Raw genomic sequence first — 26,779 nt, 5'->3', positions numbered from 1 at the left:
GACGAGCAGCGCGGGGTCGACGCGGTCGACGGGTCGTGCGGGCGCGGTCCCCGGGCCGGCCGGCCCCGGGAGGGACCGGCCGGCCGCGGGTCAGGCGCCGCCGGGCCCGCCCGGGCCGACGGGCTCGTCGACGAGCACGCCCCCGGCCAGCCGCAGCCTCCGGTCGACGCCGATCGCGGTGAGGAAGTGCTCGTCGTGGCTGACCACCACGAACGCGCCCCGGTAGGCGACCAGCGCGCTCTCCAGCTGGGCGACGCTCACCAGGTCGAGGTTGTTGGTGGGTTCGTCGAGCAGCAGCAGCTGCGGGGCCGGCTCGGCGCACAGCACGCAGGCCAGCGTGGCCCGCAGCCGCTCGCCGCCCGACAGGACGCCGACCGGCAGGTGCCTGCGGTCGCCGCGGAAGAGGAAACGGGCCAGGAGCCGCGTGCGCCGGTCCTCCGAGGCCCCGGGCGCGAACGCGGCCAGGTTCTCCGCGACGGTGCGGTCCTGGTCGAGCAGGTCGAGCCGCTGGGACAGGTACGCGATCCGGCCGTCGAAGCGCCGCGCCTCGCCGGCCGCGGGGTCGAGGTCGCCGCTGATCAGCCGCAGCAGGGTCGACTTGCCCGCGCCGTTCGGGCCGGTCAGGGCGATGCGCTCGGGCCCGCGGATCGCCAGGCCCGCGCCTCGCTCCCCGAACAGGGCGTGCCCGCCGCGCGCCACGCGCAGCCCCTCGCCGGTGAACAGCACGCGTCCCGCGGGCACGGCCGTGTCCGGCAGTTCGACGACGATCCTGTCGTCCTCGCGCAGCGCGCGGCTCGCCTCGTCCAGCCGCGCCCTCGCCTCCTCGACGCGCGCGGCATGCGTCTCGCGCGCCTTGCCCGCTGACTCCTGGGCGCTCCGCTTGAGCCCGCCGGCCACGATGCGCGGCAGCCCCGCGCTGCCGAGGGTGCGGGCGGCGTTGCCCGCGCGGCGCTCCGCGCGCTCGCGGGCCTGCTGCATCTCGCGCTTCTCGCGCCTGACGTCCTGCCGGGCGCTGCGCATGGCGCGCTCCGCGACCTCGCGCGCCGCCCTGACGTTCTCCTGGTAGGCGGTGAAGTTGCCGCCGTGCAGGCGGACTTCGCCGGGGTGCAGCTCCGCGACGCGGTCCATCCGGTCGAGCAGCGCCCGGTCGTGGGCCACCAGCAGGAGGCAGCCGTGCCAGTCGTCGAGCGCCGCGTACAGCCGCAGGCGCGCGTCGAGGTCGAGGTTGTTGGTCGGCTCGTCGAGCAGCAGCACGTCCGGCCGCCTCAGCAGCTGGGCGGCGAGGCCGAGGGACACGATCTGCCCGCCGCTGAGCGTGCCGAGGGGGCGGTCGAGGGCGAGGCCGCCGAGCCCGAGCCGGTCGAGCTGGGCGCGGGTGCGTTCCTCCACGTCCCAGTCGTCGCCGACGGCGGCGAAGTGCTCCTCGCTCGCGTCCCCCGACTCGATGGCGTCCAGGGCCCGGATCACCGGGGCGATGCCGAGCACCTCGGCCACCGTCGTGCCCGTCGCGAGCGGCAGGTGCTGGGGCAGGTACCCGAGGACGCCGCCGACGGACACGCTGCCCCGGGTGGGCCTGAGCTCGCCGGCGATGAGTTTGAGCAGGGTGCTCTTGCCCGCGCCGTTCGGCGCGACGAGCCCGGTGCGCCCGGCGGGGACGGTGAAGGACAGGTCGCGGAAGACGGGGGTGTCGTCGGGCCAGGAGAAGGACAGCCGCGAGCAGACGATGAACGCGTCGGACATGGAAGGAAGACCTCGGGGACGAGGCGGGTGAGCGAAGGCCGCCCGCCGACCGGAGCAGGGAAGGGCGAAACGAGGAGGACGGCATGCCGAACGGGCCACGGCGGCGCCTCGCGCCTCCCCATGGCCGGTCAGCCCCGGGTATCACCCGGAGATGTCGTCGTCACCCGCCACGTCTGGTCTCCTCGGTCAACGGCTCCCGGCCTTCCGGCCGACTGCGCCCTCCATGCTAAGGGGGCCGCCCCCGCGTTCGCACGTGAAATAGGACGGGGAGCGGACCGGCCGGCCGGGGTGCCCGCGTTCGGGTGAGGCCGTGGCGCGGGCGCAGGAAGCCGCGCTTTCCGGGCGCCGGGGGCGCGCCGTTTCCGTCACGCGCCTGCCCATGCTTGCCCGCGCCCGGCGCGCGGTGGACCGGGTGCGAGGCCGACGGGCCCCGAGTGGCTGCCCGCACCCCGCGTGCCGCTGCCCGGCTGTCCTCCCACGGGGGGCCTTCAGAGGTGAAAATTCATCTTTTCCGCGTGTCATCGCCGCAGGCGCATCTGTTTTTCACAGGGTTAGACCATAGAGGGCTCCCGGAAGCCCTTCCCGATGGCGGGGTCTACGTGCGTCACTAATGACGTGACCGCGTCAAAACGCTGCTGATCCGTCCCCCCAGTCCACGACGTACCAGGAGTCAGTGATGCTTTCCCCGAGATCCCCCCACCCGGCGCTCCGCAGGCGAGCGGCCCTCGTGACCGGCGTGTTCACGGCCGTCATCGCCCTGCTGCTGACCACCCCGTCGGCCGCGGGCGCGGCCCCCTCGGACGAGAACCCCGCCGGCGCGGGCAACCGGCCCGCGATCGGCTCGATCGAGCCGGGGCAGGCGTTCATGGGTGCGGGAACGCTCATCCACGAGGGCGAGGACCCGACCGCCGACGCGCCGGTCCCGCTCGACACCACCGGCGTCCAGGGCATCGACGTCTCGCACTGGCAGGGCTCGATCAACTGGACCTCCGTGCGCAACGCCGGTATCCAGTTCGCCTGGATGAAGGCCACCGAGGGCACGAACTTCAAGGACTCGCGGTTCAACACCAACTACCCGGCGGCCCACGCCGCCGGCGTCATCCGCGGGGCCTACCACTTCGCCCGCCCCGATGTGTCGAGCGGCGCGGTCCAGGCGAACTACTTCGCGTCGAACGGCGGAGCCTGGTCCCGTGACAACCTGACGCTGCCCGGCGTGCTCGACATCGAGCACAACCCCTACGGCGCGCAGTGCTACGGCCTGTCCACCACCCAGATGCGGAACTGGATCAACGACTTCCACGCCACCTACAAGTCCCGCACCACCCGGGACATCGTCATCTACACCACGGCGAGCTGGTGGAACACCTGCACGGGCAACTGGACCGGCATGTCCGCGAAGGCCCCGCTGTGGGTCGCCCACTGGACCACGGGCAGCCCGACCATCCCCGCCGGGTTCCCGACCTGGACCGCCTGGCAGTACACGGCCACCGGCCGGGTCAGCGGCATCTCGGGCGATGTGGACCGCAACAAGTTCAACGGCTCGCGGGACCGCCTGCTCGCCCTCGCCAACAACACGCCCTGACCCCGCGCCACCCCCCGTCGCCCCGGCGACGCCCCCGCCCGGCCGGCCCGGGCGGGGAGCGGCGGGGCCGGGCAGCACCACGCCCCGAGAAACCCCCACGCTCGCGGCGGAGCCGGCCCACGGCGGCCGGCTCCGCCCCGTTCTCGAAGGAGCACCCGTGGTCCGCGACCTCTCGATCCGGCCGGTCAGGCGCCGCACCCTGCTCGCCGCCGTCACCGGCACCGCCGCCGCGGCGGCCGCCGTCGCCGTCCCGGGCCACGCCCGCGCGGCGCAGCCCGTCGAACCCGACATCGACGGGACGGCCCAGTGGAACGCGCGCCCCCCGGACGGCGCCATCTCCGTGCTGCGCCACCGGCCGAGCATGATCATCGTGCACCACACGGTCAGCGACAACGCGCGGGACTTCTCCCGCGAGCGGGCCCACGCGCACGCGCACTGGGTGCAGGACCTGCACATGGACGACAACGGCTGGGTCGACACCGGCTACCACTTCCTCGTCAGCCGCGGCGGCTGGATCACCGAGGGGCGGCACCGGAGCCTGGAGACCCTGCTCGGCGGCACCGGATTCGTGCTGGGGTCGCACACCTCGGGACAGAACAACCTGGGCATCGGCATCGCCAACGAGGGCGCCTACCACGACGGCGCCACGCCCCCGGACGCGCAGTGGGAGGTGCTGGTGGGGCTGTGCGCGTTCGTGTGCGCCCAGTACGGCATCCCCTCGGCCGAGATCTACGGCCACAAGGACTTCGGCTCCACGCTGTGCCCCGGCGTCCTCCACGACATGCTGCCCCGCCTGCGCGACGAAGTGGCCGGGGCGCTCGCCTGACCTGGCCTTCGGCCGCCGGTCCCCGCGCGCGGTCACGCGGGGGCCCGGCCCGGCCGTGGTATGGGCGGGTGCGCTACCCTGTGGCCATGCGTGCTGTACGCCTTCTGCTTACGCGGCCGCGCTGACCACGAGCGACGTCGGCGCGGCCACCCCTCCTGTGCGAGGGGTTTTTTCATTGCGGGGCAGATGACGATCGATGGAGCTTCGAGGACGATGAGCGAGACACACAGGTACGACGCCGCCCTGGCCGCGGACATCGAGGCACGCTGGCAGGACTACTGGGAGCGCGAGGGCACGTACGAGACCCCCAACCCGGCCGGGGACCTGGCGGACGACTCGGGGCGCGCCCAGCGGCCCACGAAGTTCATCATGGACATGTTCCCCTACCCCTCGGGCGCCGGGCTGCACGTGGGCCACCCGCTTGGCTACATCGCCACCGACGTCTACGCCCGCCACCAGCGGATGACCGGGCACAACGTGCTGCACACCCTGGGCTTCGACGCCTTCGGGCTGCCCGCGGAGCAGTACGCCGTGCAGACCGGGACCCACCCGCGGGTGTCGACCGAGGCGAACATCCGCACCTACCGCACCCAGCTGCGCCGCCTGGGGCTCGGCTACGACCAGCGGCGTTCGTTCGCCACCATCGATCCGGACTACTACCGCTGGACCCAGTGGATCTTCCTCCAGATCTTCGACTCCTGGTACGACCCGGAGGCCGGGCGCGCCCGGCCGATCGCCGAACTCGTGCGGCAGTTCGCGGACGGCTCGCGGCCGACCCCGGACGGGCGGCCCTGGGCCGAGCTGACCGCGGCCGAGCGCGCCGACGTGCTCAGCGGCCACCGGCTGGCCTACGCCTCGGACGCGCCGGTGAACTGGTGCCCCGGCCTCGGCACCGTGCTGGCCAACGAGGAGGTGACGGCGGACGGCCGTTCGGAACGCGGCAACTTCCCCGTGTTCAAGGCGAAGCTGCGCCAGTGGAACATGCGCATCACCGCCTACGCCGACCGCCTCATCAACGACCTGGACACGGTCGACTGGCCCGAGGCCATCAAGTTGCAGCAGCGCAACTGGATCGGCCGCTCCGTGGGCGCCAGGCTGGACTTCCCCCTGGCCGGGGCGGACGGTGAGCGGATCACCGTCTTCACCACGCGCCAGGACACCCTGTTCGGCGCCACCTACATGGTGCTGGCCCCCGAACACCCGCTGATCGACGGCGTCGTCCCCGCCGCCTGGCCCGAGGGCACGCGGCAGGCGTGGACCGGCGGGCACGCCACGCCGGCCGACGCCGTCGCCGCCTACCGCAAGCAGGCCGCGGCCAAGTCCGACGTCGAACGCCAGGCCGAGACGCGGGAGAAGACCGGCGTCTTCACCGGCGCGTGGGCCGTCAACCCGGCCACCGGGGAGCAGATCCCCGTGTTCATCGCCGACTACGTGCTGCTCGGCTACGGCACCGGCGCGATCATGGCCGTTCCGGCGCACGACAGCAGGGACTTCGCGTTCGCGCGCGCCTTCGACCTGCCGATGCGCTGCGTCGTCGAACCGGCCGACGGGCGCGGCACCGACCCCGCCACGTGGGAGGAGTCGTTCGACGCGAAGGACGCCCGAATCATCAACTCCACGGCGCTCGCGGGCTCGTCCGCCGAGGGCCTGTCGCTCGACGGCCTGGACGTGGCCGCGGCGAAGGAGCGGATCAACGCCTGGCTGGCCGAACGGGGCCTCGGCGAGGGCACGGTGAACTTCCGCCTGCGCGACTGGCTGTTCAGCCGCCAGCGCTACTGGGGCGAGCCGTTCCCGATCGTCTACGACGAGGACGGCGTCGCGCACGCGCTGCCGGAGTCGATGCTGCCGCTCGAACTGCCCGAGGTCGACGACTACGCGCCGCGCACGTTCGACCCGGAGGACGCCGACACCAGCCCGGAGACGCCGCTGTCGCGCAACGAGGACTGGGTGAACGTCACCCTCGACCTGGGCGACGGGCCGAAGAAGTACCGGCGCGAGACCAACACCATGCCCAACTGGGCCGGTTCCTGCTGGTACCAGCTGCGCTACCTCGACCCCTCGAACGACGAGAAGCTGGTCGACCCGGACATCGAGCGCTACTGGATGGGCCCGCGCGAGGGCGCGCCCACCGGCGGCGTCGACCTGTACATCGGCGGCGCGGAGCACGCCGTTCTGCACCTGCTGTACGCGCGGTTCTGGCAGAAGGTGCTGTTCGACCTGGGGCACGTGTCCTCGGCCGAGCCGTACCACAAGCTGTTCAACCAGGGCATGATCCAGGCGTACGTGTACCGCGACAGCCGCGGTTTCCCCGTGCCCGCCGCCGAGGTCGAGGAGCGCGACGGCGCGTGGTACCACGCCGGCGAGCCCGTGTCCCGCGAGCTCGGCAAGATCGGCAAGTCGCTGAAGAACGTGGTGTCCCCGGACGAGATCTTCGCCGCGTACGGGGCGGACACCCTGCGCCTCTACGAAATGGCGATGGGCCCGCTCGACGTGTCGAGGCCGTGGGAGACGCGCGCGGTGGTCGGCCAGTTCCGGCTGCTGCAACGGCTGTGGCGCAACGTGCTCGACGAGGCCACGGGCGAGGTGTCCGTGGTCGACGAGGAGCCGGACGAGGCGACGCTGCGGGCCATGCACAGGGCGATCGACGGCGTCGACAAGGACCTGGCCCAGCTGCGCTTCAACACCGCCATCGCCAAGATCACCGAGCTGAACAACCACGTCACCAAGGCGGACCGCGTGCCGCGCGCGGCGGCGGAGACGCTGGTGCTGCTGATCGCGCCGCTGGCGCCGCACATCGCCGAGGAGCTGTGGCACCGGCTGGGGCACGAGGGCAGCGTGACGGCCGCGCCCTTCCCCGTCGCGGACCCGGCCCACCTGGTCGACGAGACGGTCACGTGCGTGGTGCAGATCCGGGGCAAGGTGCGGGCCAGGCTTGAGGTGTCCCCCGAGGTGTCCGAGAGCGAACTGGAGACGCTGGCGATGAACGCCCCGGCCGTCGTCGACGCGCTGGGCGGCGCGGGCGTCCGCAAGGTGATCGTGCGCGCTCCGAAGCTGGTGAACATCGTTCCCGCGTGATCACGCGCGTTCCAGCATGAACACACCGCCGCGGGCCGCGGCTCCCGCCGCGCCCGGCCCGCGGTCCGGTGGCGGATTCCGGTCCGGTGGCGGCCCGAACGGCGCGCGGCGTCCTACCCTGGGGACTTATGGAGATAGCTTTCGTCCTGCTGGGGCTGTCGCTCCTGGTGTTCGCGGTGTTCGCGCTCGCGGTGGTACGCGGCGTGCGCGCCGCCAGACGCGGCATCGAGCGCGCCGGGCGTGAGGTGCGCCGCACGATCGGCGATGCCACGCTGGCCGCGCGTTCCGCGCAGCCGGGCCCGGTGGGCGAGCTGGCGCGCACCCGCAGGGAGCTGCGGGCCTGCATCGAGGGCACGCGCAACACCCTGCGGCTCGGCTCGGCGGACGACCCGGCGCTGGGCGAGGCGCTGGCCCTCTTCCGCCAACTCGAAGAGCATCACCGGCACCTGGACGGCGAGATGGGCGCGCTGATGTCGGGCGAACCGTCCCGGGCGCGCGTATCCGCCGGCCTGCCGGAGCTGAGGAAGCGGGCCGAGGACATCAAGCGTTCCGCGGAGGCGCTGCGTTTCGCCGCGCAGGACCGGGCCAGGCGGCACGACGCGGAGGCGTTCGACACGCTGCGCCAGCACATCGACATGGAGGCGAGCGCGCTGCGGCACTGGGCGCCCGTGGAGGGCTCCGGCGGCGCGAACGACGGCGCCCGCGCGGTGCCGGAGCCGCCCGGGGCCCGTGGGGCGCAGGGTGTCCGGGAGGCGCCAGGTGCCGCGGAGGCGCCGGCGGCGCCGGGCCCGCGTGAGCCGGGAGCGGCGGCAGGGGAACTGGGCGGAGCCGGGGCCGAGGGCCCCGGCGGAATGCCGTGGGGCACCGGACGCGAAGCGGAACCGGAGCCAGGGCCCCGGCGCCGGGACGCCGGTGGGGTGTAGGTCCCGTCCGGGCCCGGCGCCGTCCGGAGGCGTCCGACATCCCGCGGGCCCGCCGGCGGACGCGGGCCGTTCACGGGCACCGGCCGTCACCTGCGGCCGGGGCCATGGCAGCACGCTCCGCTAGTCTCCGTGCCATGTCCCGTTCCCTCGCCATTGTCACGGATTCCACGGCCTACCTGCCGCCGCCGGCCGTCGCCCGCCACGTGCTCACCGTCGTTCCCCTGACGGTCGTGCTCGGCGGGGCCGCGTACGAGGACGGCACCGAGGAGGCCGCGCGGCGACTGGAACAGGCGTTGCAGCAGCGGCAGCCGGTCACGACCTCGCGGCCCGCGCCCGAGGCGTTCGCCGCCGCGTACCGCGCGGCGGCCGACGCGGGCGCGGCAGGGGTCGTCTCCCTCCACCTGTCCTCGGAGATCTCGGGAACGTACGACGCCGCGGTCGTGGCCGCGCGCCGCGCGCCGGTCCCGGTCAGCGTGGTGGACAGCGGGATGGTCGCGATGGCCCTGGGCTTCAGCGTGCTGGCGGCGGCGGAGACCGCGGCGGCCGGCGGCACGGCGGACGACGCGGTCGCGGCGGCGGTCAAGCGCGCGGAGGCCACCCGCGCGTATTTCTATGTCGACACGCTCGAACACCTGCGGCGCGGTGGCCGCATCGGCGCGGCGCAGGCGCTGTTCGGCTCGGCGCTCGCGGTGAAGCCGCTGCTGCGGCTCTCCGAGGGCCGGGTCGAGCCGCTCGAACGCGTCAGGACGGCGTCGCGGGCCATCGCCAGGCTCGAAGAACTCGCCGTCGCGCACGCGGGCTCGGGCCCCGTCGACGTGGCCGTGCACCACCTGGCGGCGGGGGAACGCGCGGCGCAGCTCGCCCAGCGCCTGCGCGACCGGCTGCCCGGGCTCGTCGACCTGCACGTGAGCGAGGTGGGCGCCGTGCTCGGCGCGCACACGGGACCCGGACTCCTCGGCGCGGTCGTCGCCCCGCACTGAACGCGGCGGCGGGCGCGGCGGGTCCGGTCCGCGTGGCGTCGCGGGTGCGCGTGGCGGGGCGCAGGCCGGGGCGGGCGGGTGGCGCGGCGTCGGCCGAATCGGCCGGGAGGCCGTGTGCCGCACCGCCTGTCTGTTCGCCCGGCTGCCTGTCCACATGGCCGTCCTGTCGGCCTGTCGTCTGTTCGTCTGGCTGTCCTGGCTGTCCTGGCCGTCTGTTCGTCTGTTCGTCTGCGGCCGGGCGTGTGCGGCGTGGCCGACCCGCGTGGCCCGGTGCCACTGCCGGTGCGGCGATGGCCGGTGGGCCGGTGGACCGGTGGGCCCAACGCCCGGCGGCCGCGCGAACGTTCGCGGCCGGAGCCGGGGCCCGCCCGCAGGGGCAGTGGCCCGGCGCGGCCGACGGTCGCCTCACTCGCACGAGTGACGGACTTATCCACAACGCCCCGGTCATCCACAGATTTCCCCGCGGGCCGCCGACCTCCACGCCGCGTGACTACTCTCCGTAGTCATGGAGACGCGAGCACACCGCCGTGCCAAAGCCGGTCCAGGCCCCGGCCGCCGGGGCGGCACCGGGCCCGGCCGCCGGGCCCCGCACAGCCGACTGGTCCGCACCCGGGCCGCACGCACCGATGCGGCACGCAGCCGCGCCGCGGCGCTGTTCCCGGACGGGACCGCCGGGCCGCTGCCCCGGGCAGACCCATCGCCGCAGGCAGACCCACCGACCCGGGCGCAACCACCGGTCCCGGCCGATCCGCCGGTACCGGCCGCGCGAGAGCCGGCACCGGCGGCGGGTGACGCGGCCGAGGCGGCCGAGGCGGCCGAGGCGGCCGAGGCGGCTTACGGCGGCCGGGAGCCGCCGGGCGTGCCGCTGCCCTGGCGGCGGCGGGCACGGCTGGCACTGGGGGAGCGGCTGCCGTCCTGGTGCCGGCTCCGCTGCGGACTTGAGCCACGCGCCGTCGCCGCACTGTGCGTGGTGCTGCTCGTCGCCACCGGCTTCGCCGTCCACCACTGGTGGTCGGGCCGACCCCGGCAGGTGGCCGCCGTCGAGCAGGCCGCCGCCGGGACGACGGCGCGCCCGGCCGAGCCCGCGGCCTCCTCGGCGGCGCCGCCCGGCGCCGCCGAGGGCGACCCCGCGGCGCCGCCGGACCCACCGGCTGCCTCGTCCCCTGGCGTCGTCGTCGACGTGGCGGGCGAGGTACGGGAGCCAGGGGTGTACACGCTGCCCGCCGGGGCGCGCGTGTCCGACGCGATCGAGGCCGCCGGCGGCGCCCCGGGCGACGCGGCCGACGGCATCAACCGCGCCCGGGTCCTCGTCGACGGTGAACAAGTGCTGGTCGGGGGCGAGCCGCAGGCGGCCCCGCCCCCGACCGGCGCGCCCGGCGCGAGCACCCCCGGGGCCCCGATCAGCCTGAACACCGCCACGGCGGAGCAGTTGCAGGACCTGCCGGGTGTCGGCCCCGTCCTGGCCGGGCGGATCGTGGCCTACCGGACGGAGCGGGGCGCGTTCACCTCCGTCGAGCAACTGGGCGAGGTCACCGGCATCGGGGAACGGCGGCTGGCGGAGTTGAGGGACCGTGTCACCCCCTGACCGCGCGCCCGCGCCCGCCGCCCCGTCGGCCGGCCCGGCCCGGCGGCGCACGGCCGGCACCGGCGCGCGGGCGGTGCCGCCTTCCGCCCGCCCGTGGCCCGCCGACCTGCGCCTCGTGCTGCCCGCCGCCGCGGCCTGGGCGGCGGCGGCCGTGGCGCTGACCGCGCCGGGGCGGTCCGTCGTCCTGGGCACCGTCTGCTGCCTGACGGCCGCAGGCGGCGCCCTGTGGTGGGCGGCGGCGCACGGCCGGTCCCGTCCGCTGGCCGTGGCGGTGGCCGCGGCCCTGCTCTGCGGGGCGGCCGGGGGCACGGTGGCCGGGTTGCACGGGGCCGCCGCGCGGGCCGGGCCCCTGCCCGGCCTCACGGGGGAACGGGTGCGGGTCGAGGTCCGGGTCACCGGCGACCCGACGCGCCCCCGGGAGCGGCCGGGCACCGCGGGACAGGCGCGGCGCCCGGTGCTCCTGCCGGCCGAGGTCACGCGGCTGCGCTCGGCTGACGGCGGCGAACGGGCGCTCACCGACCGCGTTCTGCTGGTCGTCCACGCCGAACGGCCGGACGCCTGGCTGTCGTTGCTGCCGTCGGCCCGACTCGACGTCGCCGCCCGCGTCGTGCCGCCGATGCCCGGCCGGACGTGGGAGCTGGCGGCCGTGCTCCGCGTGCGCGAGTCGGGGCCGCCGCGGGTGACACAGGAGCCGGACGCGCGGCACCGGTTCGCGGGGCGGCTGCGCGCCGGGCTCAGGGAGGCGGCCTCCGGCCTGCCCGGCGACGCCGCCACGCTGCTGCCCGCGCTGGTCATCGGGGACGACTCGCGCGTCCCCGCCGACCTGCACGAGGCCGTTGAGGCCAGCGGGCTCACCCACCTGGTGGCCGTCAGCGGCAGCCAGGTGGCGATCGTGCTCGGGGTGCTGCTGGGCAGGCAGGGCACCGCGTCCCTGGCGGAACGGCGCGGCCTCGCCGCACGGCTGGGCATACCCCTGCGGCCGACGGCCGTACTGGGCGGCGTGCTGGTGGCGGCGTTCGTCCTCGTGTGCCGACCCGATCCCAGCGTGCTGCGGGCCGCCGCCTGCGCGGGCATCGCGCTCCTGGCCCTCGCCACCGGCAGGCGCCGCACGCTGCTGCCCGCGCTCGCGGCCGGGGTACTCCTGCTGGTGCTGTACCGGCCAGAACTGGCCAGGTCGTTCGGGTTCCTGCTCTCGGTGCTCGCGACCGGCGCGCTGCTGATCCTCGCACAGCCCTGGGCGGACGCGCTGCGTCGCCGCCGCGTGCCCGCGTGGCTCGCGGAGGCCCTGGCCGCGGCCCTGGCCGCGCACATCGTGTGCGCGCCGGTGGTCACGGTGTTCGCCGCGAGCACCAGCCTGGTGGCCGTGCCCTGCAACCTGCTCGCCGGGCCCGCCGTCGCCCCGGTGATCGTGCTGGGCTGGGCCGCGATGGCCCTGGCGCCCCTGGCACCGGGACCCGCCGAGGCGCTCGTGGGCCTCGCCGGGTGGCCGGTGCGCTGGATCGCGGCCGTCGCCAGGACCGGGGCGGCCCTGCCGGGAGCCGAGTCGAGCTGGCCGGGCGGCTGGTGGGGCGCGGCGCTGCTGGCCGGGGCGACGCTCGTCTGCGTGCCGGTCGTACGGCGGATTCCGGGTCGGCCGTGGGTCGCGGCGGCGTGCGCGCTGCTGATCCTGCTGGCCGTGCTCAGGCCGCCGCCCCTGACCCGGCTCCTGACCGGCTGGCCGCCGCCGGGCTGGCGGGTCGTGGCCTGCGACGTCGGTCAGGGGGACGCGCTCGTGCTCGCGGCCGGGCCCGGTCGGGCCGTGGTGATCGACGCCGGCCCGGAGCCTGGGGCTGTCGACCGGTGTCTGCACGGGCTCGGTGTGCGGCACGTTCCGCTGCTGGTGCTCACGCATTTTCACGCCGACCATGTCGGCGGGTTGCCGGGTGTGCTGCGCGGTCGTGCGGTGGACGCGGTGCGGACCTCGGGGGTGCGGGAGCCCGTGGAGCAGGCCGCTTTCGTCACACGGGTGACGGACGAGGCCGGGATTCCGGTGCGGGTCGCGGTCCCCGGCGAGCGGTACCGGGTGGGGGAGGGGCTGAGCTGGGAGGTGCTGTGGCCTCCTGAGGACGCGCGGACCGGCGGGCTCGGGGCCAACGACAGCAGCGTGACGTTGCTGGTGCGCGTCGGCGGCCTCACCGTCTTCCTGCCCGGTGACCTGGAGCCTTTGGCGCAGCAGCGCCTCCTGGCCCGCCACCCCGGCCTGCCGCGGGTGGACGTGCTGAAGGTGGCGCACCACGGTTCGGCGGCCCAGCATCCGCCGCTGCTGGCGCGGTTGCGTCCCAGGATCGCGCTGATCAGCTGCGGCGAGGACAACCGCTACGGGCATCCGGCCCCGCGCACCCTCGCCGCCCTCAGCTCCGTCGGCGCGGCCGTCCTGCGCACCGACACCCACGGCCCCCTGGCCGTGACCGAGACCCCCGGCGGCCCCCGCGGCCACGCCCGGCGGGGCGCGTGAGGAGGCGGCGGCCGAGGCCGAGAAGGGAGGGCCCACCGGGGCGGGCCGTACGGACGGGATGGGACGCCGGGCGTGGGCGGCGGGGCCGGGAAGGGGGTCTGTGATCGGCGCGGCGGGTGTGTCACGGTGATCGCATGACGTGGAACGGTGACGATTACCAGGCCCGGTTCGACCGCATCGCTGCCGAGGGGGAGGACGTCCATGGGGAGGCCGCGCTGGTCCGCTCCTTCGCGCCCGCCACCGTGCTCGACGCCGGCTGCGGCACCGGGCGCGTGGCGATTGAGCTGGCCCGCCACGGGATCGCCGTGGCGGGCGTGGACGCCGACGCGTCGATGCTGGCCACGGCCAGGCGCCTGGCCCCTGACCTCCGCTGGTACCAGCGGGACCTGGTCGGCCTCGCCCTGGGGGAGTCGTTCGACGTCGTGGTGATGGCGGGCAACGTGCCCCTGTTCACCCCGCCCGGCACGGAACCGGCCCTGGTGGGCGGGGCGGCGGCGCACGTGCGAGCCGCCGGGCGCCTCGTCGCGGGCTTCTCCCTCGATCGCGGCTACACGCTGGACGACTACGACGAGCACTGCCGGGCGGCGGGCCTCACCCTCGAAGCGCGGTACGCGACCTGGTCGCGGGAGCCCTACGAGGGCGGGGCGTACGCCGTTTCCGTGCACCGCAAGCCCTGACCGCCGACCCCCGGCCCCCGTTTCTGGGATGCCCGGCCGCGCGGGAGGCGCGGCCGGGCGGTCAGGGCAGCGCGCGGCGCAGCGCGTCGGCCAGCTCGGCGGGCCGGTCGCGCAGCAGGTTGTGCCCCGCGTCATCGATGAGGGCGTTCGTGCGACCGCCGGTCGTCAGCGCCGACCACGCCGCGATGTCCTCCTCGGAGACGGTCAGGTCCTCCGTGCCGCGGACGGTGAGGATCGGGGACGCCAGGGGTGTCCACGCCGCCGTACCGGTGAGGTATTCGTGCGTGGCCCGGTAGTCCGCGCGCAACGCGGGGGCCACCATTTCCAACACGTCGGGGGCGTCGAGCAGTTCGGCGGGCAGGTAGCCGTCGGTGACCACCTGCGCGAAGAACTCCTCGTCCGGGCGGTCCCAGCATCCGGCGGCCGTGCGGACGGCCGTTCCCGGTGCCTGCTGCGCCGAGGCCGCGAGCAGGACGGCGGTCTCCGGCGCCAGGGCGCGGGCCGTCTCGTAGGCCAGCACCGCTCCTGACGAGTGGCCGCAGAGGATGATCGGGTCCCCGTTCGCGTGGGCGCGGATGGCGTGGGCCAGCCGCTCGGCCACGGCCGGCAGGTCGGCGATCGGGGGATCGTCGAGCAGTGCCTCCCTGCCGGGCAGGCGGACCGCCACCGGATGCGGGTCGGGCGCCAGGGCCCGGCCCAGGGCGAGCACCGCGCTCACCCCCGCGCCGGCATGCGGGAAGAGGTACGCCACCCGCCCCGGACGCCGGGCGGGCACGAGGTCCACCAGCCAGTTCCCGCTCACCGCTGCTCCTCTCGCTGTGCCGTGCCCAGGTGGTCGGCGAGGGCGCGCAGCCAGTCCTCCGCGGTGTCGAGCAGGCGTTCCGCCTGGTCCGCCTCCCCCGCGTGCGCCAGTCGCAGCGTCAGCTCGCCGCCCCGCGTGAAGGCGCTGAACTCCCAGTGGAACGGCCTGGGGTTGTCCGGGCCGCGGTCCCCCGGGTAGGGCAGCGGGACTGCCGCGAAGTCGTCGTCGCCCGCCCCCGCGCCACCCGCGAACAGGGTGCCGAGGTTGCCCAGGTAGTTCACACTCACCCACGCGCGCCCCGGGCCGGCGAACCCGGCACCGCGCGAACGGGCCGCGCGGGCGCTGTCGAGCACCGCGCGCGGCGGAAAGTCTGGTCCGGTCTCGATGCGCACGGGAACCAGCGCCGTGAACCAGCCCACCGTCCGCGACAGGTCCGCGTCGCCGTCCGCTTCCTCCTCGCGGCCGTGCGTCTCCATCACGACCTGGACCTCGCGGCGGCCGAGGGCGGCACCGGCCGCACCGGCCGCCGCGGCCAGCACGGCGTCGGCGGGGTGCGCGCCCAGGTCCCGCAGTCCGCCGAGCAGGGCGGCGGTGCGTTCGGCGTCGAACGTGCGCTCGGCGACCCGGGTGCCGCTCTCGTAGGTCGTCGGCGGCGGGCCCGGGTCCGCCACCGCGTCCCCCTCGGCGGGGGCGGCGCCGTGCCCCGGCGCCGAACGCGCCCACTCGTCGTACGGGGTGGGCACAGGCGGCAGTGTGACGGGCTCCCCCGCCGCGAGCTGGGAGCCGGCCGCGCGCAGGTCGTCGAGCAGTACGCCCCACGACAGCACGTCCACGACGAGGTGGTGCGCTGTGAGGACCAGGTGGCGCCCGCCCGACCCGTCGTCGATGAGCGTGGCGCGCAGCAGGGGCCCGGCGGCGATGTCGAGACCGCGCCGCGCCCGGTCGATCGCGGCCGGGAGGTCCCCGTCGGCGGCCGACACCTCCTCGATCGCGACGGTCTCCGCCGTCGGGTCGCCGACCTGCTTCCAGTCCGCGCCCTGGCCGCGGAAGCGGTGGCGCAGCACACCGTGGTGGTCGGCGACCGCCCGGACGGCGGCCAGCAGCCCGTCCGAGGACAGGGAACGCGGCACCCGCACCGCCACCGACTGGTTCCAGTGGCCGGCGTCGGGCAGGGCCAGCGCGAAGAACCAGCGCTGCGCCGGGGCCAGCGGGATCGACCTGCGCCGGGCGAAACTCCTGCGCACCGTGGCCGAGCCGGCGGCCGAGGTGGTGACCCGGGCAAGCGACCGGACGGTGGGGTGGGTGAACAGGTGCCGCCGGGTGACCCGCAGTCCTTTCTCGGCCGCCTTCGTGGCGATCCGCACCGCCTGCACCGAGTCGCCGCCCAGGGCGTAGTAGTCGTCGTCGGGGCCGACCCGTTCGACGCCGAGGACTTCGCGCCAGACCCCGGCCAGCGCCGCCTCGACCTCCGTCATGGCCTCCGCCGCCCCGGTGTCCGCGCCTTCCGCCGCCCGGGGCGCGGCGGCTGCGGGCTCCGGCAGCCGCCGCGCGGCCTTGCCGTCGGGTGTCCTCGGCGTGTGCCGCAGGCACAGCAGCCGTTCGGGCAGCAGGTGGGCGGGGGCCTCACGGCGCAGCAGCTCCATCAGTTCGCCCTCGGCCACGGTCCCGTCCGTCTCCACCATCGCCGTTCGGCCGTCTCCGGGGACCGTGGCCGTGCGGACGGCTGGGTGGCGGCGCAGCACGTCCTCGACCCGTGCCGGGTCGCGGTGGTAGCCGTTCGGGGAATGGATCTCCGCGACCCGGCCGAGGACGACCAGCCGTCCGTCCTGGAGGAGGACGCCCGCGTCGCCCGTCCGCCGCACGCGGGTGTTGCGCACGAGCGGGTGTGGGATCGAGGGAGCCCCGGGTGCCGCGCCGAGCGGCGTCGACGCCTCGCGGGCGTCGACGCAGATCTCCCCTGGCACGCCCGCGGGGCAGGCGCGGCCCCACGCGTCCAGCACGCACAGCGCCGAGTCCGCGGGCGGCCTGCCGACGGGGACGAGCCCGGGGAACGGCTGCGCGTAACGGTCGATCCGGCCGGTCGGCACCTCTTCCCTGGACACCGCGGGCCCCCACTCGGCGCCGCCGTACGCGTGTACGAGCCGGACGTCCGGGGCGTGGGCGCGCCAGCGCCGCACGAGTTCCTGACCGAGTGTCTCGCCGCTGACGACCAGCATCCGCACGGCCGGGGCGCCGCCGTCCGCGTCCAGGCGCGCGACGAGGTCGGCCAGTTCTGTGGGTGTGACGGCGGCCGAGGCGGCCGGCCGACCGCCGGCCAGCCCGGCCAGCCGCGCGGTGGGGGAGAGGGGCACGGCGGTGTTGCCCGCCGCGAGGGTGGTGAGCAGGTCGAACGCGAGCCGGTCGGTCGCGCCCCGCGCGATCAGCACCTCGCCCCGTTCGTCGTCGCGCACCGCGCGCGCGAGCGCCCGGTGTGCGAGCACCATCGGGCGCCGGACCCCGGTGGTGCCGCTGGTGCGCACGACCAGGGCGGGCGCCTCGGGGCCGACGGGACGTTCCGCCGGGGGCACCGACGCGTCCGCGACGCGCACCACCGGCGTGCCGGGGACGTCCGCCGCCTCCGTCATGTCGACCAGGGCGGACGCCCCGACCTCGGCCAGTTCGGAGGCCGGTTCGGCGTCCGGGGCGGCGTCCGGGGCGGCACGGCCCGCGTCGTCCGCCGCGGTGGCGGGGGCGCAGACCAGGCCGGCGCGCAGCACGCCGAGACACGCGGCGGCCAGCTCGGCGGCGCTCTCGGCCCGCACGGCCACGACCGAGCCGGGGGCGAGGTCGGCGCGCGCGACGAGCGCGCCCGCCACCAGGTCCGCGAGCCGGTCGAGATCGCCGTAGCTCGTGGTCCGCGTGCCGTCGAGGACCGCCGGGGCCTCGGGAGCCGTCTTGCTCCAGCGCCGCACGCGGTCGGTGACCGGCTCCCCCGGGTGCGCGGCGGCGCGCCCGCTGCCGCGCGGCGCCAGCGCGGAGAGGGCGCCGAGGCGCGCGTCCGGCGTGGCGAGCAGGGTGTCGACCAGGATCTCGAACCGGGCCGCCAGTCGGCGCACCGTCGCCCTGCTGAACAGGTCCGCGTCGTACTCCCAGACCACGGAGATCGAGTTCTCCCCCTCGAAGACCGCGCCGGCCAGGTCGTAGACGGCTCCCGTGCGGCGCAGCGCGACCGTTTCCATGGTCAGCGGGCCCAGGTCGACGCGCTCCCCGTCCCGGTCGGCGGACAGCAGCGCGCCCACCGCGCTCAGCGCGGGGTCGTGTGCGGTGTTCTGCCCGAAGCCGACCTCGACCAGCGGGGTCCTGCCGCGGTCGCGGGGCACGCCGAGCGGCCCCAGCAGGTGCTCGAAGGTGACGGCGCCGTGTTCGAGCCCCGCGTGCAGCGCCTCGGTCACCGACCCGAGCAGGGCCGGGAACGTCCGGTCGGGCGACAGCCGGACCCGGTGCACCACGGGGTTGGCGAAATAGCCGAGCACGTCGGCGAATTCGGGCCGTTCGCGGTTGACGGTGTTCACCCCGACCGCGCTGTCCTCGCGTCCGGTGCAGGCGTGCAGCAGCACGTGGAACACCGCGAGCAGCACGGCGAACGGGCTCGTCCCCGCGGCGCGCGCGTACGCGCGGACGTCGGCGACCCGCGTCGGGGACAGGTCCCTGCGCAGGGTCGAGCCGCGCTGCCCGCGCACCACAGGACGGGGCCGGTCGGTGGGGAGCCCGGCGGGCGGCGGCGGGGGCGTCAGCCGTTCCGTCCAGTACGCGGTGTCCGCGGCGCCCAGGGGCGTGCGGGCCCGCGCGAGCGCCCACGTCGCGAAGTCGGAGTAGCCGTGTGCCGGGGCGGGCAGGTAGGCCTCGGTCCCGTCGCGTTCCGCCGCGTACAGCGTCGCCAGTTCCCGCAGCAGGGTGAGCGTGGACCAGTGGTCGGTGATCAGGTGGTGCTGGGACACCACGAGCACCGGGTCCTCGGAGGGCGCGGTCCACAGGCGAACGCGCAGCGGTGGCCGCGCGGCCAGGTCGAAGGGCTCGAACGCCGAGCGGATCAGCTCCTCGCGCCGCGTGCCGCCCCGCGCCCCGGACATCGGCACGACCGCGAAGTCCACCTGGGCCCCGGCGGCCACGTGCTGGACCGGGGTGCCCTCGCGCAGGGGGAAGGTGGTGCGCAGCACCGGATGCCGGTGGGCCAGGGCGGTCCACGCCCGCCGCAGCGCCTCCGCGTCGCAGCCGCCCGGCAGGCGGGCGGCGAACGCCAGGACGTAGGCGGAGCCGCCCAGGTCGAGGTGTTCGGCGTGCCACAGGGACATCTGGTTGGGCGCGAGCGGGAACTCGCCCTCGACCGGCCCGCGCGGGACCGGCGCGGTGCCGTCGGCCGGCAGGTCGAGCCGTTCGGCCAGTTCGTCGGCGAGTTCCGTCAGCGCGCGGGTGCCGAGCAGGGCGGGCAGGGGCAGCCGCACGCCCAGTTCCCCGTGCACGGCCATCCGCAGCCGCACCGCGGCCAGCGAGTCCACGCCCGCCGCGCGCAGCGGGGCGTCGGGGCGCACGGCCGCGAGCGCCGTTCCGGTCACCTCGGCCACCCGCAGCCGCAGGTGGTCGCCGACCTCGGCGGACCGCAGGTGCGCGGGGAGCGCCGCGAGGCGTTCGCGCGCCCCGGGGGCGCCCCCGTCCGGCTCGTCGGCGAGCAGGGCGGCGAGTTCCGCGCGGCGGACCTTGCCCAACGGGGTGCGCGGCACCTCGGCCACCGCGCGCACCCGTCGCGGCACCGCGTGGGACGGCAGGCGCCGCGCGCAGTGCGCGAGCAGGTCGGCCGGCTCCGCCCGCGCGCCCTCGCGCGGGCGCACGGCCGCCACGAGCAGCGTGCCGCGCCCGGGCAGGGGAACGCCGGCCACGCCCGCGTCGGCCACCAGCGGGTGGTCCGCGAGCACGCGTTCGACCTCGACCGGGTTGACCTTGTGCCCGCCGGTGTCGATCAGCACGCGGGACCGTCCGACGACGGTCAGCCTGCCGTGCCCGTCGAGCCTGCCCAGGTCGCCGGTGCGGTGGTGGTCGCGCCCGAGGTCGTCGACCACGGCCGGGCCCGACACCACGATCTCGCCCGTCGCGCCCGGCGGCAGGGGTTCGCCGTCCGCGCCGACCACGCGGACCCGCGTGCCGGGCAGCGGTGTGCCGACGGTGCCGGGGGAGGGCGGGTCGCCGACGTCCCAGCAGACGCTGCCCGCCTCCGTGCTCCCGTAGGTCTGGCGCACGGGAAGCCCGAACCGGGTCTCGAAGCGCCGTGCCACGGCCGGGTCGAGGAAGTTGCTGCCGGAGAGGCACAGGCGCACCGCGCCCAGTTCCGCGCGGGTGTCGGGCGGCAGGTCGGCCAGGGCGTCGAACAGTTGGGGCACGGCGATCAGCAGCGTCACGCGGTGCCGGGCGAGCGCCCCCACCACGGCGTCCACCGAGGACACGCCCGAGCCGCGCTCGGGCAGCACCAGGGTGGCGCCCGAGCGCACCGCCGCCAGCAGGCAGCAGAACTGCCCGAGCGCGTGGAACAGCGGCACCGGGCAGAGCAGGACGTCCTCCGGGGTGATGCGCGCCTTCGCGGTGATGTTGCCCGCCTCCGCGACCTGGTGGGCCTGGGTGCGGACGACGCGCTTGGGCTCGCCCGTGCTGCCGGAGGACAGGGCGGTCACCCACGGGCCGTCCGTCCCCGCCCGTTCGTCCCGCGGGCCGGCGGGGAGCGGGCCGTCCACGGTCAGGACGGGAACGTCGGTGAGCGCGCCCACCGGGTGGCCCGCCGTGGTGACCACCGCGGCCGGGCGGCCGGCGGACAGGCGCCGCCGCAGCAGCTCCTCCGGCTGGTCGGGGTCGATGGCCTCCACCGTGCAGCCCGCCGCCGCCGTGGCGAAGTAGGCGACCGCGAACTCGGGCCGGTTGTCCAGAACGAGCAGCACGTGCCCGCCGGGCGGCACGCCCGCGCCGGCCAGCGCCCCGGCGAACCGGGGCACGGCCGCCATCAGTTCGCCGTAGGTCAGCGACCGGTCGCCCTGGACGATGGCCGTCGCCCCCGGGCGGGCCGCCGCCGTGGTCGTGACCATGTCGAGCACGGGACTCGGGCTCATCGTGTGTCCTCCGCCAGTCGCTTGGCCAGCTCAGCAGGGGTGGGGTGCACGAACACGTCGCGCGCGGCGATCCGCAGGCCCAGCCGCAGCCCGACCTCGGTGACGGCGGTCACCGCCCGCGCCGAGTCACCGCCGTGCAGGAAGAAGTCGGAGTCGACGCCGAGGCCGGTGACGCCCAGGACGCGTTCCCACACCTCCACGAGCGCCTGCGGGGTCGGTGCCGGGGCGGCGGGAGCGGACCGCAGGCGCAGCAGCGCCCGGCGGTCGACCTTGCCCGCGGGTGTCGTGGGCAGCCGGTCGACGGTGTGCGTCTCGGCGGGCACCAGGTGGTCGGGCAGCAGCCCGGCCAGGTGGGCGCGCAGGCGCGCGGCGTCGGCGTCCGCGTGCCCCGGGTGCCACTCCACGAAGCACACCAGCCGGTCCGCCCGGCCCGCGCCGTCCGTCGGGGCGACCACGGCGGCCCGGCGGACCGCGGGGTGGGTGGCCGCGGCGCTCTCCACCTCGCCCGGTTCGACGCGCTTGCCGAACAGCTGCACCTGGTCGTCGAGGCGGCGCAGGAACTCCAGGTCGCCCGAGGGCAGTTCGCGGACCAGGTCGCCGGTGCGGAAGCAGCGTTCGCCGTCCACCCGGACGAACTTGCGCGCGGTGCGCGCCTCGTCCCCGAGGTAGCCGATCCCGACCGTCGGGCCGCCCAGGTACAGCTCGCCCGGGGTGCCAGGGACGACCGGCCTTCCCTCGCGGTCCCTGACACTGGCCCTGATGTGCGGCAGCGGCGTTCCGATCGGCGGCAGGATGCCGCGGTCGGGCCACGCGGACACGTCGCAGAACACCGCGCCCGCGACGGTCTCGGTCGGCCCGTACTCGTTGAGGACGCGACTGGGGAACCCGGGCGGCGGGTAGGCGGCCAGGCGTTCGCCCCCGGTGCGGATGAGCCGCAGCTCGCCCAGGTCCGCGGCGTCGAGGCGGAATATCGCCTCAAGCAGCAGCGGGGGGACGTAGGTCTGGGTGATGCGGTGGGCGCGCAGCCAGTCCACGAGCGCGCGGGGCGAGGAGCGGTCGGAGTCCGACGCGATGTGCACGGACGCGCCCGCGCCCAGGAACGGCCACAGCTCGTCGATGGTGACGTCGAAGCCGGGCGACCCGATCTGCGCCCCGCGCTCGCGCGGCGAGGCGCCGACGAGCCGGGCGTACGCGGCGACGTAGGTGTCCATCGCGGAACGGCTGATGAGGGTGCCCACCGGCGGGCCCGTCGAGCCCGAGGTGAACAGGCAGTACGCGGGGTCGTGCGGCCCGGCGCCCGGATCGCGCGGGGCGGGCCCACGACCGGCCAGCAGCGCCCCGGGCCGGACGGCGGGAACGCCGCCGGCGCGCGCCAGTTCCTCGTCCTCGGTGACCAGCAGCGCCGGCGCGGCGCGGCCGAGCAGCAGGCGTAAGCGCTCCGGCGGCTGGGCCAGGTCGAGCGGCGTGAAGCAGGCCCCGGCGAGCAGGACGGCGAGTTCGAGCACGAACAGGTCCGCGGCGCGGGGCAGTACCAGCCCGACCCGGTCCCCGGGGCGCACGCCGCGCGCGGCCAGGGCGCCCGCGGCCGTCCGGGCGCGGGAGTCGAGCTCCGCGTAGGTCAGCCGGGTGCCCAGGTGGTCGGTCAGCGCGACCGCGTCAGGAGCCCGGCGCACCTGGTGCGCCACGGCGTCCAGCAGGTCCATCGCTACTCCTCCCCGCGGACGCCCGAGGTCCGCGCGGGCATCCGGCGTCCGACCTCCCACTCGTCGAACCACAGCCGGGTCTCGGTCGCGTGGAAGGCGCCGCCCGGCGCGGCCTCGTACTGCCGGTAGCGCTGGATCGCGCTCAGGTAGACGTGGACGGTGGCCGCCCACTGCTTCTCCTCGTTCACCATCAGGTGCAGCTGCTTGGCGTCCTCGGGCAGGATCGGTGTGATCCGCCCCGGCGCGATGGTGAACCTGCTGGCCTCGGCCAGTTCGACGTGCTCCCCCACGTGGCCGGTGACGAGGTACTTGATCTCCTTCGTCTCACCGGTGAGCGCGCTGACCGCGCCGATCGTGTCGTCGTGGTCGTGTATCGGGCTCCCCTGGCCGGGGCCCCAGAACACCAGGACGATCTGGTAGGCGTCCCGCGGGGAGTTCAGCAGCAGCCGCGTGTAGTTCCCGCTGGGGTGGTACTCCTCGGCGAAGTGCTGGTTCTCCGCCGACGTGGTGAACTCGGTGAGCGCGGCGGAGAGCCGCCCGATGATCTCCTGCTGGGTCAGCTCATCAGCCTGGCTCCTGGTCCGCGAGACCGTATCGATGAGCGCGGTGACGTCCATGGGTCACTCCCTGATGAGGGGGTCGTATGGCGAGGTGGGGGAACGCGCGTGCTGTACGGGGGCCGCGCCGCGCGTCGAGTGCGGCGGCCGGCAGGGGCGGACCGCCCCGCGGGTGCGCGCCGTCCGCGAGCGCCCGGCCGGGAGCGGCCCGGCGGCGGGTCCGCCGCACGGGCCGGACGCTCTCGCGGCGGTCTTCGGCGGATGCGCGGCGAAGAAGAGATGGGGAATCGAGTACGTCTGCCGCGCCGGGCACGCCGGACATCCGGATGGCGGTCCGGAGCCGGCGACCTGACGAGGCGGGTTGGGAGGCGGGTTGGGAGGCGGGATGGGGAACGAGCGGAAGGTGCACGAGCGGGCGCCTGGCGGGCGGCGCGCCGGTACCTCCTTTCACGCGGGCACCGGGGGCCGGCGGGCGCCACCGGTGCGTGGGGTCCGTGCGGTGGGTACGGGGTCAGCCGTTGCTCGGCAGTTCTCCCGAGGCGTCCACGGCGTCGCGCAGCGGCGCGCACAGCTCGATCAGCCGCTCCGCCCGCTCGGCCCCCAACGCGCGGTAGGGGGCGGCGGCGGCGACGTCGGTCGTCTCCTCGATGCGGGAGCGCAGCAGCGTGCCCGCTTCGGTCAGCCGGCCGGACGCGTCCAGGACACCCGCTTCCGTGAGTGCCGCCACCTCCGCGTCCCAGTCCTGTTCCGACCAGTCGCGGTGCGCGCGCACCTGCGCGGCGCCCATGAGGCTCCTGCCCGTCGCGACGTCGGTGATCAGCGCCGCGACGGCGCCGAGACCGTGCCCGACGAGCGCGGCGACATGGCCGTCGCCGCGGTGCTCGCGCAGCAGCGTGATGGCGTGCCACAGCACCATGTGCGGCTCCTGGGGCCACGGCAGCTCGGCGTGCGCGGCGTACAGGGGCCTGCCCTCGGGGGAGCACGCCTCGGCGGCGGCCCTGGCGAGCCCGGCGGCCTCGGCGACCTCGGGACTCTTCACCACCTCGTCACCGAGCACGCGGCGCAGCGCGCGGTCCACGGCGGTCAGCCGGGCCTCGATCACGCGCTCGGGTGAGGCCAGGTCCCACGCCCTGGGGAGGTGACGGGCGATGAGAGCGGGGTTGAAGTTGTAGAACGTGGCTGCCACCGCGGCGGCCGATGCGCGGCCGAGTGCGGCGGCGCGGCCGGCGAAGTACCCCATGTGCCCGGACTCGAGTCCTGCGGAAGTGAATTCCTGATCGACCTCGGGGGCGAAATAGCAGAGCAGGTGAACGGGGTTTCCCACCTGCTGAAAACGCGAAGCAATCTGGGGGATCGAATCGCTGATCATATTTCGATGCTAGGGCGGGATTCGGGAGGGTGTCAACGGCGCCTGCAAGAAAAATTGATGGGCTTGAAGGGCGTCCCGACGGGGAAGCGTGCAGTGTGGTGGGCCAATTCGTGGCAGCAGTGAGCCACCTTGATCAAGTCATCGGTAGAGCCGTTCGACAGCGCGGCTCCATGTTCCCATGGTGCCCTTGACGCGTGATTTCCAGCGTCGTCGATCAACGCGACCAGGGCGCCTGACCTGCGTGTATGCGGAGAGGCTGACGGTGCGAATGGTGATCGGCGAAGCGAAGGCAATAGGCGATTCATGCGATGTCGTCATCGTGGGGGCGCGGTGTGCGGGGGCGCCACTTGGAATGCTGCTCGCCCAGCGCGGATATACGGTGGAAATAGTTGACCGAAACCCTGTGGGAACCGACACGGAATCCACTCATTGGATTAGGTGGCCGGGGGTCAGGCAGCTTCAGTCATGGGGGCTCGTCCCGGCGTTGGAAAAAGGGGGATGCCCTCCCATCGTCAGCGCCTCGCTCGATTTCGAGGGGCGCGTGGTGGCCGGCGGGCCGCGGGCCGGGGGGATGGCGGCCACGACCTACGCGCCCCGCAGGATCGAACTGGACGCCATGCTGGCGGCCGAGGCCCGCGACGCGGGCGCGCGGCTGAGGGAGCGCTTCGCGGTCACCGGCCTCGTCGTCGGGGACGGCCGCGTCGCGGGGGTGCGGGGCAGCGGCCCCGACGGCCCCGCGCAGTTGCGGGCCCGCGTCGTGGTCGGGGCCGACGGCCGCAACTCGACGGTCGCCCGCCTGGTGAAGTCCCCGGTCGTGGAGGACAGGGGCGTCCTCGCGCGCAGCCTCTACGGATACTGGTCGGGCGTGGGGGAGCGGGGCGTGCGCGTGGTGTTCCGCGGCAGGCGCGGCATCTCCCTGTGGCCCACGCACCACGGCCTCACCGTGGTGTCGCTGGTGTTCCCGCCCGAGGAGGCACCGGGGTCCGGCCGCGCGGCGCAGGCGGAGTTCTACACCTCCGCGCTGCGTGAGGTGCCCGAGGTCGAACGGGCCCTGGCCGGCGGGACACTGACCTCGCGCCCCAGGGCCGCGGCGGTGCGCAACGCACGCAGGCAGGCGCACGGCCCCGGGTGGGTCCTGGCCGGGGACGCCGGACACCACAAGGACCCCGTCTCGGCGCAGGGCATCTCCGACGCCTTCGCCGACGCCGTCGTGCTCGCCGACGCGCTCGACGCGGGTCTTTCGGGCTCCGCGGGACTCGACGAGGCGCTGGCCGGCTACGCCGCGACCCGGGACGCGCAGCGGCTCGAAGCCTTCGCCTACACCTGCGAGCAGGCGGAACTGCGGCCGTTCGGCGCCGACTTCCTCGACGACCTGGACCGCGTCACCACCGACGAACAGGCCGTCCAGGCGTTCGTGAACACCTTCGTCGGCTGCGACGCGGAGGCGGACGCGGGCTGGCTCGGCGAGTCGCACTAGGAACACCGTCTCCTCCACCTCCTTCCGGGCCTCGCTTCCGCCGTGCGCGACACGGGTCAGTGGGCGATGCCCGGAGGGAGGCCGAGGAACAGACCGCCGCTGACCTCGATGCACTGCCCGGTGACCCACCTCGCCTCGTCCGAGGCGAGGAAGGCCACGACATCGGCGACATCGGGGGGCGTGCCGATCCTGCCGAGCGCGGTCATGTCGATGATGACCTGCCTCGTCTCCGGCTCCTCCCGCCGCTCGGCGGCGGTCAGGTCGGTGTCCACCGCGCCGGGGGCCACGGTGTTGACCGTGATGCCGCGCTCGCCCAGCAGGTGGGCGAGCGTCCGGTTCATCGCCACCACCGCGGCCTTGGCCATCGTGTAGGCCACGTCCGACACCGCGACCCGGATCGCCGCGGAGGAGACGGACACCACCCTGCCGCCGTCGGCGAGCAGCGGCAGGGCGCGCTGCACCAGGAAGAAGGGCGCCCTGGCGTTCACCGCGAAGAGCCGGTCGAAGATCTCCGGCGTGGTGGCCTCGAAGAACGTCGTGCTGAACCCCGCGTTGTTGACCAGCACATCGAGCCGGTCCCTGCCGCTCTCGGCGAACCGGGAGCCGGCCTCGGCCAGCAGCGTGTCCACCCCGGCGACCGTCGAGAGGTCGGCGCCGACGGCGAACGCCTCACCACCGCGTTCGCGTAAGTGCGCCACGGTCTCGGCCGCGGCCCGCTCGTCGTGCCCGTAGTGGACGGCCACGTGCGCGCCGCTCGCGGCCAGCCGTTCCGCGATCCCGCGGCCGATCCCGCGCGAGGAACCGGTGACCAGTGCTGTGCGGCCTTTCAGGTCGGGCATGGTGCTCCCTGGGGTGCGGGCC

16 protein-coding genes are annotated in these 26,779 nt (G+C 75.5%); 9 read left to right on the top strand and 7 right to left on the bottom strand.

The window, feature by feature from the left end; translation table 11 throughout:
* Positions 1-90: 90 nt before the first annotated feature.
* Positions 91-1,740: an ABC-F family ATP-binding cassette domain-containing protein gene (locus LC193_RS07905; protein ID WP_226072862.1), complete on the bottom strand. Its 1,650-nt coding sequence runs from the start codon at positions 1,738-1,740 to the stop codon at positions 91-93.
* A gap of 676 nt (positions 1,741-2,416) precedes the next feature.
* Between LC193_RS07905 and LC193_RS07900 the strand changes: the two genes are divergently transcribed.
* From LC193_RS07900 to LC193_RS07865, 8 genes are all read left to right on the top strand, one after another.
* Positions 2,417-3,322 (top strand): lysozyme, encoded by a 906-nt coding sequence (locus tag LC193_RS07900; RefSeq protein ID WP_226072860.1) that lies wholly within the window; start codon positions 2,417-2,419, stop codon positions 3,320-3,322.
* Between the two features lie 157 nt (positions 3,323-3,479).
* On the top strand, positions 3,480-4,148 hold the full coding sequence (locus LC193_RS07895) for a peptidoglycan recognition protein family protein (protein WP_226072858.1): 669 nt from the start codon (positions 3,480-3,482) through the stop codon (positions 4,146-4,148).
* A 213-nt stretch (positions 4,149-4,361) separates the two neighbouring features.
* The gene (leuS, locus tag LC193_RS07890) at positions 4,362-7,223 is read left to right on the top strand and encodes a leucine--tRNA ligase (RefSeq protein WP_226072856.1); all 2,862 of its coding nucleotides are present in this window, start codon (positions 4,362-4,364) and stop codon (positions 7,221-7,223) included.
* 128 nt (positions 7,224-7,351) lie between these two features.
* The gene (locus LC193_RS07885; RefSeq protein ID WP_226072854.1) at positions 7,352-8,146 is read left to right on the top strand and encodes a hypothetical protein; all 795 of its coding nucleotides are present in this window, start codon (positions 7,352-7,354) and stop codon (positions 8,144-8,146) included.
* Positions 8,147-8,280: 134 nt separating this feature from the next.
* Positions 8,281-9,126 (top strand): DegV family protein, encoded by an 846-nt coding sequence (locus LC193_RS07880; protein WP_226072852.1) that lies wholly within the window; start codon positions 8,281-8,283, stop codon positions 9,124-9,126.
* Between the two features lie 859 nt (positions 9,127-9,985).
* Positions 9,986-10,711, top strand: coding sequence for a ComEA family DNA-binding protein (locus tag LC193_RS07875; protein WP_226072850.1), 726 nt, complete (start codon positions 9,986-9,988; stop codon positions 10,709-10,711).
* Positions 10,698-13,205: a ComEC/Rec2 family competence protein gene (locus LC193_RS07870; protein WP_404819370.1), complete on the top strand. Its 2,508-nt coding sequence runs from the start codon at positions 10,698-10,700 to the stop codon at positions 13,203-13,205. Before LC193_RS07875 ends, LC193_RS07870 begins: the two co-directional genes overlap by 14 nt.
* Before the next feature lie 134 nt (positions 13,206-13,339).
* Complete coding sequence (locus LC193_RS07865; protein ID WP_226072848.1) at positions 13,340-13,882, top strand: class I SAM-dependent DNA methyltransferase; 543 nt, start codon at positions 13,340-13,342, stop codon at positions 13,880-13,882.
* A gap of 61 nt (positions 13,883-13,943) precedes the next feature.
* Here the strand turns inward: LC193_RS07865 and LC193_RS07860 are convergent, their stop codons facing one another.
* The 5 genes from LC193_RS07860 to LC193_RS07840 form a co-directional block, all read right to left on the bottom strand.
* Positions 13,944-14,684 carry a thioesterase II family protein gene (locus tag LC193_RS07860; protein ID WP_226072847.1) on the bottom strand — a complete coding sequence of 247 codons (741 nt, stop codon included), beginning with the start codon at positions 14,682-14,684 and terminating at the stop codon, positions 13,944-13,946.
* On the bottom strand, positions 14,681-20,812 hold the full coding sequence (locus tag LC193_RS07855) for a condensation domain-containing protein (protein WP_226072846.1): 6,132 nt from the start codon (positions 20,810-20,812) through the stop codon (positions 14,681-14,683). Before LC193_RS07855 ends, LC193_RS07860 begins: the two co-directional genes overlap by 4 nt.
* The gene (locus tag LC193_RS07850) at positions 20,809-22,515 is read right to left on the bottom strand and encodes a non-ribosomal peptide synthetase (RefSeq protein ID WP_226072845.1); all 1,707 of its coding nucleotides are present in this window, start codon (positions 22,513-22,515) and stop codon (positions 20,809-20,811) included. The genes LC193_RS07855 and LC193_RS07850 overlap by 4 nt, the downstream gene beginning before the upstream one ends.
* Positions 22,516-22,517: 2 nt before the next feature.
* The gene (locus LC193_RS07845; protein ID WP_226072844.1) at positions 22,518-23,132 is read right to left on the bottom strand and encodes a cysteine dioxygenase; all 615 of its coding nucleotides are present in this window, start codon (positions 23,130-23,132) and stop codon (positions 22,518-22,520) included.
* Between the two features lie 451 nt (positions 23,133-23,583).
* Positions 23,584-24,441, bottom strand: a complete 858-nt coding sequence (locus tag LC193_RS07840) for an SCO6745 family protein (RefSeq protein ID WP_404819369.1) — start codon at positions 24,439-24,441, stop codon at positions 23,584-23,586.
* A gap of 178 nt (positions 24,442-24,619) precedes the next feature.
* Between LC193_RS07840 and LC193_RS07835 the strand changes: the two genes are divergently transcribed.
* Complete coding sequence (locus LC193_RS07835; protein ID WP_318842133.1) at positions 24,620-25,918, top strand: FAD-dependent oxidoreductase; 1,299 nt, start codon at positions 24,620-24,622, stop codon at positions 25,916-25,918.
* Positions 25,919-25,974: 56 nt separating this feature from the next.
* Here the strand turns inward: LC193_RS07835 and LC193_RS07830 are convergent, their stop codons facing one another.
* Complete coding sequence (locus LC193_RS07830; protein WP_226072839.1) at positions 25,975-26,757, bottom strand: SDR family NAD(P)-dependent oxidoreductase; 783 nt, start codon at positions 26,755-26,757, stop codon at positions 25,975-25,977.
* Positions 26,758-26,779: the final 22 nt, after the last annotated feature.

It is taken from the genome of Streptomyces marincola (assembly GCF_020410765.1).
Taxonomy (GTDB): Bacteria; Actinomycetota; Actinomycetes; order Streptomycetales; family Streptomycetaceae; genus Streptomyces; species Streptomyces marincola.
Note: the sequence above shows the minus strand (reverse complement) of the source record. Positions and strands in the feature narration are given on the sequence as shown.

Excerpts from the sequence above, each read along its gene's own strand:
- LC193_RS07855 (WP_226072846.1), bottom strand. The coding sequence starts at position 20,812 with ATGAGCCCGAGTCCCGTGCTCGACATGGTCACGACCACGGCGGCGGCC.
- LC193_RS07850 (WP_226072845.1), bottom strand. The coding sequence starts at position 22,515 with ATGGACCTGCTGGACGCCGTGGCGCACCAGGTGCGCCGGGCTCCTGAC.
- LC193_RS07865 (WP_226072848.1), top strand. The coding sequence starts at position 13,340 with ATGACGTGGAACGGTGACGATTACCAGGCCCGGTTCGACCGCATCGCT.
- leuS (WP_226072856.1), top strand. The coding sequence starts at position 4,362 with ATGAGCGAGACACACAGGTACGACGCCGCCCTGGCCGCGGACATCGAG.
- LC193_RS07885 (WP_226072854.1), top strand. The coding sequence starts at position 7,352 with ATGGAGATAGCTTTCGTCCTGCTGGGGCTGTCGCTCCTGGTGTTCGCG.
- LC193_RS07905 (WP_226072862.1), bottom strand. The coding sequence starts at position 1,740 with ATGTCCGACGCGTTCATCGTCTGCTCGCGGCTGTCCTTCTCCTGGCCC.
- LC193_RS07840 (WP_404819369.1), bottom strand. The coding sequence starts at position 24,441 with ATGATCAGCGATTCGATCCCCCAGATTGCTTCGCGTTTTCAGCAGGTG.
- LC193_RS07845 (WP_226072844.1), bottom strand. The coding sequence starts at position 23,132 with ATGGACGTCACCGCGCTCATCGATACGGTCTCGCGGACCAGGAGCCAG.
- LC193_RS07880 (WP_226072852.1), top strand. The coding sequence starts at position 8,281 with ATGTCCCGTTCCCTCGCCATTGTCACGGATTCCACGGCCTACCTGCCG.
- LC193_RS07835 (WP_318842133.1), top strand. The coding sequence starts at position 24,620 with ATGGTGCCCTTGACGCGTGATTTCCAGCGTCGTCGATCAACGCGACCA.
- LC193_RS07830 (WP_226072839.1), bottom strand. The coding sequence starts at position 26,757 with ATGCCCGACCTGAAAGGCCGCACAGCACTGGTCACCGGTTCCTCGCGC.
- LC193_RS07900 (WP_226072860.1), top strand. The coding sequence starts at position 2,417 with ATGCTTTCCCCGAGATCCCCCCACCCGGCGCTCCGCAGGCGAGCGGCC.